At 58.4% G+C, this 7,892-nt stretch carries 6 protein-coding genes and 1 pseudogene; 4 read left to right on the forward strand and 3 right to left on the reverse strand.

Features of this window, described 5'->3' with window-relative positions; genetic code table 11:
- A pseudogene (locus tag QD409_RS34905) lies at positions 1 to 249 on the forward strand (sugar ABC transporter ATP-binding protein); the annotation flags it as partial.
- Between the two features lie 163 nt (positions 250 to 412).
- Here QD409_RS34905 and QD409_RS34910 read toward each other — a convergent pair.
- A complete protein-coding gene (locus QD409_RS34910) occupies positions 413 to 1,477 on the reverse strand; it encodes a glycosyltransferase family 2 protein (protein WP_430764978.1) in 1,065 nt (354 codons plus the stop codon).
- A 455-nt stretch (positions 1,478 to 1,932) separates the two neighbouring features.
- Between QD409_RS34910 and QD409_RS34915 the strand changes: the two genes are divergently transcribed.
- Positions 1,933 to 4,104: a CHASE2 domain-containing protein gene (locus QD409_RS34915; RefSeq protein WP_430764979.1), complete on the forward strand. Its 2,172-nt coding sequence runs from the start codon at positions 1,933 to 1,935 to the stop codon at positions 4,102 to 4,104.
- Between the two features lie 36 nt (positions 4,105 to 4,140).
- Here QD409_RS34915 and QD409_RS34920 read toward each other — a convergent pair whose 3' ends face one another.
- On the reverse strand, positions 4,141 to 5,079 hold the full coding sequence (locus tag QD409_RS34920; RefSeq protein WP_430764983.1) for a FecR domain-containing protein: 939 nt from the start codon (positions 5,077 to 5,079) through the stop codon (positions 4,141 to 4,143).
- A 286-nt stretch (positions 5,080 to 5,365) separates the two neighbouring features.
- Here QD409_RS34920 and QD409_RS34925 point away from each other — a divergent pair, with 286 nt between their 5' ends.
- Positions 5,366 to 5,998: a DapH/DapD/GlmU-related protein gene (locus tag QD409_RS34925; protein WP_430764980.1), complete on the forward strand. Its 633-nt coding sequence runs from the start codon at positions 5,366 to 5,368 to the stop codon at positions 5,996 to 5,998.
- Positions 5,999 to 6,139: 141 nt separating this feature from the next.
- Here QD409_RS34925 and QD409_RS34930 read toward each other — a convergent pair whose 3' ends face one another.
- Positions 6,140 to 6,769, reverse strand: a complete 630-nt coding sequence (locus tag QD409_RS34930; RefSeq protein ID WP_430764981.1) for a TetR family transcriptional regulator — start codon at positions 6,767 to 6,769, stop codon at positions 6,140 to 6,142.
- An 85-nt stretch (positions 6,770 to 6,854) separates the two neighbouring features.
- On the opposite strand from QD409_RS34930, the gene QD409_RS34935 reads away from it, so the two are divergent.
- Positions 6,855 to 7,511: an O-methyltransferase gene (locus tag QD409_RS34935; protein ID WP_430764982.1), complete on the forward strand. Its 657-nt coding sequence runs from the start codon at positions 6,855 to 6,857 to the stop codon at positions 7,509 to 7,511.
- Positions 7,512 to 7,892: the final 381 nt, after the last annotated feature.

Genomic DNA, 7,892 nt, shown 5'->3' on the forward strand with positions numbered 1-7,892 from the left:
CCGAGGCGCTCACCGATTCCCGAAGGCGCCGACCGCAACGCCCGCACCCTGGCCGAGAACGACTGCCTGATCGAGGTCGTCGAACCGGCCGGCTCCGACACCTTCGCCGTCACCAAGCTCGGCGGCAAGGAGGTCGTCGCCCGCCTGCGCGCCGACGCCCGCATCAGCGCCGGACAGCACGCCCGCCTCGCCTTCAACCTCGACAAGGCCGTCTTCTTCGATCCACAAACACAAGCAAGGATCGCTTGAGGAAAGAGGCTGGTATCGCTTGGCGCTCAACCGTGAGATTTCTGCCAAACGATATCAAATAGTTAGCCTTGCAAATCATCTGGGAAACGGCATCTAAATCGCGATTGACGCTATGCCGCTTCCCCATTCGTGCGCGAGATTCCATGAACCTCTTGAATTCGGTCTATCCCATCGCATGCCTGATGGTCTTCGATAGACGCAAGAGGAACTGGGGCCTCGATGCGGCGACGAGCTTCCACGACAGAATGGTTTTTGCCATGCCCCGCGGAAGGACGCCGATGGAAAGAAACCAGCCGGCCAGCATCAAGCGGCGTTTCCGGGATGCGTTCATCTTGAGACTGGCAACGGCGCCCGCGGTGGCGAGGGAGAGCCTGGAATCGTTCGCAATGGGATGTTGATCCCTATCGATGCAAAGCGAGGCCAAACGCTCTTCCAAATGCACCGGGTCGCGCAGACCGGCATCGTCAGGCACATCCAGTCCGATCTCCGTTGCCTGATCAGACAGGGCCTTCAGCCGGCGAAAATCATGCTGGATGCGCCAGCGTGCACGCTGGCCGAGTTTTTCGGCAAAGACGGAATGGTTGGCGCCATGGATGCGATAGGCGCCGAGGCAATCATCGATGGATGTCACCTCGCCGTGCAGGGGTGCAACCGTGGCAAGATACCCATCGGCTCCCTGCCGAAACTCCTGCTCCGGGACCGGCATGACCCTGTCCAGCACCGAGCGCTTGAACGCCAAACCGCTGGTCACAGTCGTTTGATAGCGCCCCTTTCGCAATAGCTCCGGGGTGACATCTCCGGAATCGAAAGGCAGTTCCGCAGATGGGAATACATCCTTTATATGCATATCCTCGTCGACGATATGCAGCCTGAACTGCACCTGGGCTGTCTTTTCATCCCAGGCCTCGACGACCTCAGATACCGCATTCGGATAGAGATAATCATCTGCATCGAGAAATAGCACGATCTTGCCGTGACTGGATTCAAAACCCGTGTTGAATGCCGCGGCATGTCCGCCATTCACCTCTCGCAGACATGTCTTTATGCGGGAGCCGTAGGAGGTAACGACCTCCGCCGTTGCATCTGTCGATGCATCGTCGACAACGATGACTTCAGCGTCGTCGTAGTCCTGTTCCAGTGCGCTGTCGATGCTGCGCCTTAGAAAGTGCGCGTAGTTATAGTTTGCAATAACGATGGAAACGGGAACGCGGTCTTGGATGGAATACATCGCATTGAACCTCGCAGATCTGCTTTGGTCGCGGCGAACCTTCTCATTCAGGTCCTTATAGGTGGACCCGTTGCAAAGAAGGACATGTGGTGACGCGTGGTGCCTCACGCATATATCAAGCAACGGGTGTTTGGATCATGTCGATCTGTCTTGCCCTCTCGAGCCTCGTCAGTTTTATGGCTTTTGAATGACCGGCACTCATGATTTGAAGGCCTGATAGCATCGATCTCGGCGATCATCGAGTTGAAGGCTCCACAAGCGAACCGTGTAAGACTCGCCTGAATATGGCCGCGCGCGAATTCTGTTCCGTATCTCTTCGATACTTTGATCATTGCATCGCCCTCAAGAACAAGGCAGCATATTCTTCCTTGGCGCAGCAGCAGACCGATAGATTTTTGTATTTCTCTGAATTTCTACTTATTGCCGGGGTGCGGGGCAAAGGGACAGACACCGAAATGGTGACGCGTGCGCAGCAAATTGGCGTCGTTATCGGCTTGGCCATCGTCACAGCGCTAGCGATCCTGCGGGCAAGCGATCCTCAGTTGCTAAGGCTCGCCCGCGATTTGACATTCGACCAGTATCAGCACCTGGTGCCCCGGACCTTCGAGAACCAGCCTGTCCGGGTCATCGACATAGACGAAGCGTCACTGCGCGAGTTCGGTCAATGGCCTTGGCCGAGAAACCGGATTGCGGCCCTTGTGGACAGGCTTTCCGATATGGGCGCGGCCGCTATCGCCTTCGATGTACTCTTCGCCGAGCCCGACCGCCTGTCGCCTCGCAATGTCGTTCGCGATGTCACCGGCATCGATCCCTCACTGCTGGGCAAGCTGCCGGATAATGATGAGATTTTTTCCCAATCGCTCTCGGGGAAGCCGGTGGTATTGGGCTTCGGCCTCTCCAACGAGGGAAGCTATCTGCCGCCGGTCAAGGCAGGCTTTGCCTATACCGGCGAAAGTCCCTTCGGTGCGCCGCCCGCAATCAAGGCCGCAACGCCGCTGCAGCCGCAATTGGAAGCCAATGCGGCGGGGCTCGGCCATATCAGCCTTAATCCAGGGACATCCTCGGCAGTGGTGCGCGCGGTTCCGCTTTTTCTTAGCGACGGCAAGCAGCTTTACCCCAGTCTTGCACTCGAAGCGCTGCGTGTCGCACAGGGGGCCTCCACCTACGTGCTCGACGCAGCGCCGGACGCGCCGAATACGCTGACCCGGGTCAAGATCGGGAATTTCGTGGTGCCGGTTACGGCATCAGGAGAGCTTTGGCTCTACGTCAGCCCCGACACCTCGAAACGCTATATTTCGGCAAGCAAGGTACTCGCGGCCGGAAACGCTTCCGCCGATATCGGAACCGCCATCGACGGCAGTATCGTTTTCATCGGAACCTCTGCTTCCGGTCTTCAGGATGTCCGCGCGACAGCCCTTGGCGAAAACGTGCCGGGTGTCTCCATTCATGCGCAGATCGTCGAGCAGATCCTTTCAGGCCGCTTCCTTTCCCGGCCGGATTGGGCAGACGGGCTGGAAATCCTGTCCATCGCCGTGTTGGGCAGCCTTCTGGTGATCCTCACCACTTTCGTCAATCCGGCCGTAGCCCTTGCGTGCGGCCTGCTGATTACCTTCTTTGCCCTTGTGGCCTCCTGGATTGCCTTCCTTTATGGGGGGCTTCTCTTCGACCCACTGGCACCGATCGTATCCGGATCGATCACGCATTTCGCCGCGACTGCATTCCGCTTTCTCGTGATCGATCGGGAGCGGCGCGACGTGCGGCGGGCTTTCGGCCACTATCTCTCACCATCGCTGCTCCATCGCATCGAGCATACGCGCGACGCCCTGCGCCTTGGCGGAGATGAGCGCGAGCTGACGGTCATGTTCGTCGATGTGCGAAACTTCACCCAGATCAGCGAGGAGATGACCCCGAGCGCCGTCGTCGCGTTTCTGAACACGCTGCTCGATGCGCTGAGCCACCATGTCATCGCCAATGACGGCACGCTCGACAAGTTCATCGGGGACTCGATCATGGCCTTCTGGAACGCACCCGTCGATGTCCCCGACCACGCCGGCAAGGCTGTTCATGCGGCCCTGGGCATGCGGGAAACACTCGTCCGCCTCAACAAGAGCGATGCATTCGGTTTCGGCGATGAGCGGCGGGTCGCAATAGGGATCGGCATCCATACGGGGCTTGCATGCGTCGGCAATATGGGTGCGGAGACGCGCTTCAATTATACCGCAGTCGGCGATGCCGTGAACATTGCCGCGCGTATCGAATCCGCCTGCAAGGACATCAATTTCGACATTCTGGTATCTGGACCGACAGCAGGCTTGCTGCCCGATTGCGCTCTGCTCGAGGCGGGAGCGCTGACACTCAAAGGTAAGAGTATGCGAACCAAACTCTTTGCGGTGGTCGGCGATGCGCGCCTGGCGAAATCTGCCGACTTTGTCGAACTTCAGGCCATGCACAGGCAGCTTGTCGCCGCCCTGCGAACACGGTCGACGAGCAGCCGCAAACTTATCGGCGCCACAAGACTCAAGGCGCAGGTCGCGACGACGGGACTATTGCAGGGGTTTTACAGCCAGATTTCGCGCCGAGGCGGACACTTCGTCGACGAGCCTGCAGACAAGGCAGCCGACATTTAGCTGATTTTGCAGCCGTCGCTCGCAAGTCCCCTCGTGCTAACGATGTCGATGCCCGCCGTCCCGATCACCATTGTCGCGGTCGTGACCTTGGTCGTCTTCGTCGTCATGATCGCCTCTGTCATGATGATGATCATGGTCTTTCGGCGTACTGGGAGTTTCGGGCGTACTCGGTGCAGCAGCTTGGGTGTGTGGCGATTCCGGCGCGCTATGTACGCTCGGCGTATTGGGCTGTGCCGGAGCAGGATTGTTTGCCGGAGCGCTGCGTGGAGATATCCCGTTTGGCGGATCTTTCGTCGCCGTCGACAGACCGCATCCACCGCCGCCGACAAAACCCATTCGTCCCGAAAGCTGTTGATCCCCGGACAGAAACGGTAGAGCTCGCTGGTTGCCGAGCTTCTTGAGAATATCGCGATTGACCCGGCGCGGATCACTTATCTCGCCATTGCGTTTGGCGACCACACAGTCGCATTGTTCCTTCAATTGCCTGCAGCCGCCCGCGCCGCAAAATTGAGCGGCGCCGTTCAATAGGACGACCGCCGTCATGCCGTTGGCGCCGACATAAAAATCGAACGCGGTTCCGCGCACGCCGATCGTTCCGGCCGGCGTCACGATTTGATAGGCCGAATGGTCCGAATTTCCGCTCATCCAGCGAAAAGTGCCCTTCGCCGCATTTATGGTAAGCTTTTTGACCGAGCCCGAGTCATCGAAGACGAACTTGTCGATGGTAACGGACGAGCCGGCTCCGACAGCCAATTTCGTGCCGTCCCGAAATGTGAACTGTCCAAGGCCCGAAATGGAGGTGCGAATTTGCTCGTCCCGGTGGACGGGATCATCGACTACAAGCGGACCGCCTGCGCCTCTAACTTCGGTTTTGATCAGCACCGCCTGGCCGACCGTCTCGGCAGCTTTCAAAGGCAATGGCGCGAGCAGCACGACGCTCAGCGCAACGGTCGCGGCGTGACGTAGACACGACATCCCACCCTCCAAGATTATCCATGTTTTACCATAGGATACTCTCGAATGTCCCATCATCCTTATTGAGTATAAACGGTGGGGTTGAGTTAGTTCTTAGTTACGCTTGATCAATAACCTGATGCATTCTATCCAGCGTGACGAAGCTTGAGATGCGCGCGCCCTTGTCTGGAAGCGCGCCTGGCCTGCAGCATTCTTTCGCCGACCTCTCCGTTCGGTCCGGCGGTGGCCTTGTGTCACACACCCTTCATCGTCTCCGGCTAGGCAGACCAAAATCCGGAGAACGCCAATGCACTCGACCGCAGAGCCAAATCGCCCCAAAATCGCGGAGACCGTTATCCACTCGACGGCGACCATAAGGGATACGAGCATAGGCCGATGCTGCGAGATTTTGGCGGACACATCGCTGCACACGGTCGAACTCGGGGATTATTCCTACTTGGGGCCGCGCTGCATTGTCGGCGATGCAACGATTGGAAAATTCTGCGCTATTGCCGCAGATGTCAGGATTGGCGCCCCCAATCACCCAATGGACCGCCCGTCCATGCACCGCTTCACCTATTGCCCAGAATATTACTCGGCGGACGCCGTGCGCGACGTTTCCTTTTTTGATCAGCGAAAGGAAGATCGCGCCATCATTGGTAACGACGTCTGGATTGGTCACGGGGTCATTGTTTTGCCTGGTGTAAAGGTTGGGGACGGTGCTGTGCTCGCAGCAGGTGCGGTCGTCACCAAAGACGTTCAACCATATACTATTGTCGGTGGTGTTCCCGCCAAATTCATTCGCGAGCGCTTCACCCGAACTATCGCAGAAAGACTTGCGTCTATCGCCTGGTGGGATTGGCCATTCGAGACCATCTTGGCGCGGCTCACCGACTTTCAGTCAAGCGATATCGAGGCCTTTTGCGAGCGCTGGTCCTAGTCCGCAGCTCGCAGTCGCTTCTGGCGCTTGTTTGCCGTATACAGTGCCCGAGCTCTCAGCCCTTCGTAGAATTCAGCTAGAGCTTCGGCCTGGCAATTGGCGGGGTGGCCGAAAGACGTTCCTTTCGCGCAAAAATAGGCTTTAGCCCATTGCCAGCGTTTCGGCATAAGCGCAGAGCATATCCGCCATGGCACCGGCGTAAGCATCGATTTCCTGCTCCGTCCGCGACGTTTGTGAAAACTCCTTGCCGACGGTCGTCAGCGTCGTAACGATCAGCTCGCCGGCAATGTCCCGGACGTCGTCGGATATACGGGGAAGCAACTCCAATATGAAACTATCGAAGATCCGATCGCCCTCTGCCCGCAACTCGCGCGCCTCTGGAGCATCTCGGTAGAGTGGTGCGGCGTCGGCGAGCGCCACGCGCACCGGCGCCTCCTCACATTCGGAACGAACGAAGGCATGGACCAGGTTCCGCAGCCGCTTCTTCGGTGGCACGGCATCCGCCAGAATCTCGCGCAGCATCTCGGTCGACCGGCGCCACTCGTCGCTTTGGAGCCGGAACAGGATCGAGGCTTTATTCGGGAAATATTGATAGAGCGAACCGATGCTGACCCCGGCCTTTTCCGCCACGCGCGCCGTGGTGAAGCGCTGGGCACCCTCCGTCGTCAAAACCTGAACAGCCGCAGTGAGAATGGCTGAAACAAGCTCATTCGAACGGCTTTGCTGGGGCTCCTTTCTCGTGGAAATCCGGGGCTTTACGTGTTGCGTCATCAAGCCACCCGTCAATGCGATTAGAAAACGCGAGGAATTAATCGTATTTCTCTGCCCAACACAATGCCGTGTTTTGGAGACAACTATGATTACCCTCACGTCAGACCCTGTCGCACCATTGCTTGATCGACTGTTCGCAGAGGCGGATGCAGCGACGAGCCCAGCCATCAGGTCTTTCACATCCGAAGAGCGCACCGCTCTCACCGCCAGCAAGACCCAATACCTCGACCTCTATGGCCGGCTGAAAGACCTTTGGCTCCCGGTCTCGCGCGAGACGGGCGAACTTCTCTATATGCTGGTCCGCGCGATAGGTGCACGCACGGTCGTCGAGTTCGGTACCTCGTTCGGGATCTCGAGCCTCTACATTGCTGCGGCGTTGCGCGACAACGGCGGCGGGCGGCTGATCTCCAGCGAATTCGAACCCGGCAAGATCGCAAGGGCGCAGCAAAACCTCGAAAAGACTGGCCTCGCCGATCTGGTCGAGATCCGCGCCGGAGATGCGATGGAAACACTGGCACGCGATCTTCCCGAAGCCATCGACCTGCTTCTGCTGGATGGTGCCAAGGCGCTCTACGCCGACATCTTCGACCTCGTCGAGGAGAAGCTGCGGAAGGGAGCGTTGATCCTCGCCGATGACGCGGAAATGTGCCCCGAATATCTGGAGCGCATCCGGGCATCCAAGGGGCGCTATCTCTCCCTCCCCTTCGCCGGCGACATCGAACTTTCGATCAAGCTCAGCTGAGGCTTGCCCATCCCACGCACTTCAAATTCAAGAGAGACAGAAATGCCGTATTTGTCGCAAGCGCCACCGGTTGGGTCGGTTCCGCCGTGGTGAGTGAGCTATTGGCGGGGCCTACTTCAATGAAAAGCGGCGCGTGTAAGACGCGCCGCTCAGACCGCTGACAAACCCCGTCATTTTTTGGCGGGGTTTTATTTTGTGTTGAGTTTCGAGGTTGACTGGATGTTTTGAACGGGCCGTTCAGATTCCCTCTGCTTATGCGGGGCTCGGTTGGCTGGCCTTGGTGAGGGCCATTGCGATCTTCTTGATGTTCTGGGCGGCTGCGGCCATCAGGCACTGGCATTGGACCCGGATGAGACTTCGGAACCGCGCGTAGCGATGACC

It is taken from the genome of Rhizobium sp. BR 315, from assembly GCF_050577975.1.
Lineage (GTDB): Bacteria > Pseudomonadota > Alphaproteobacteria > Rhizobiales > Rhizobiaceae > Rhizobium > Rhizobium miluonense.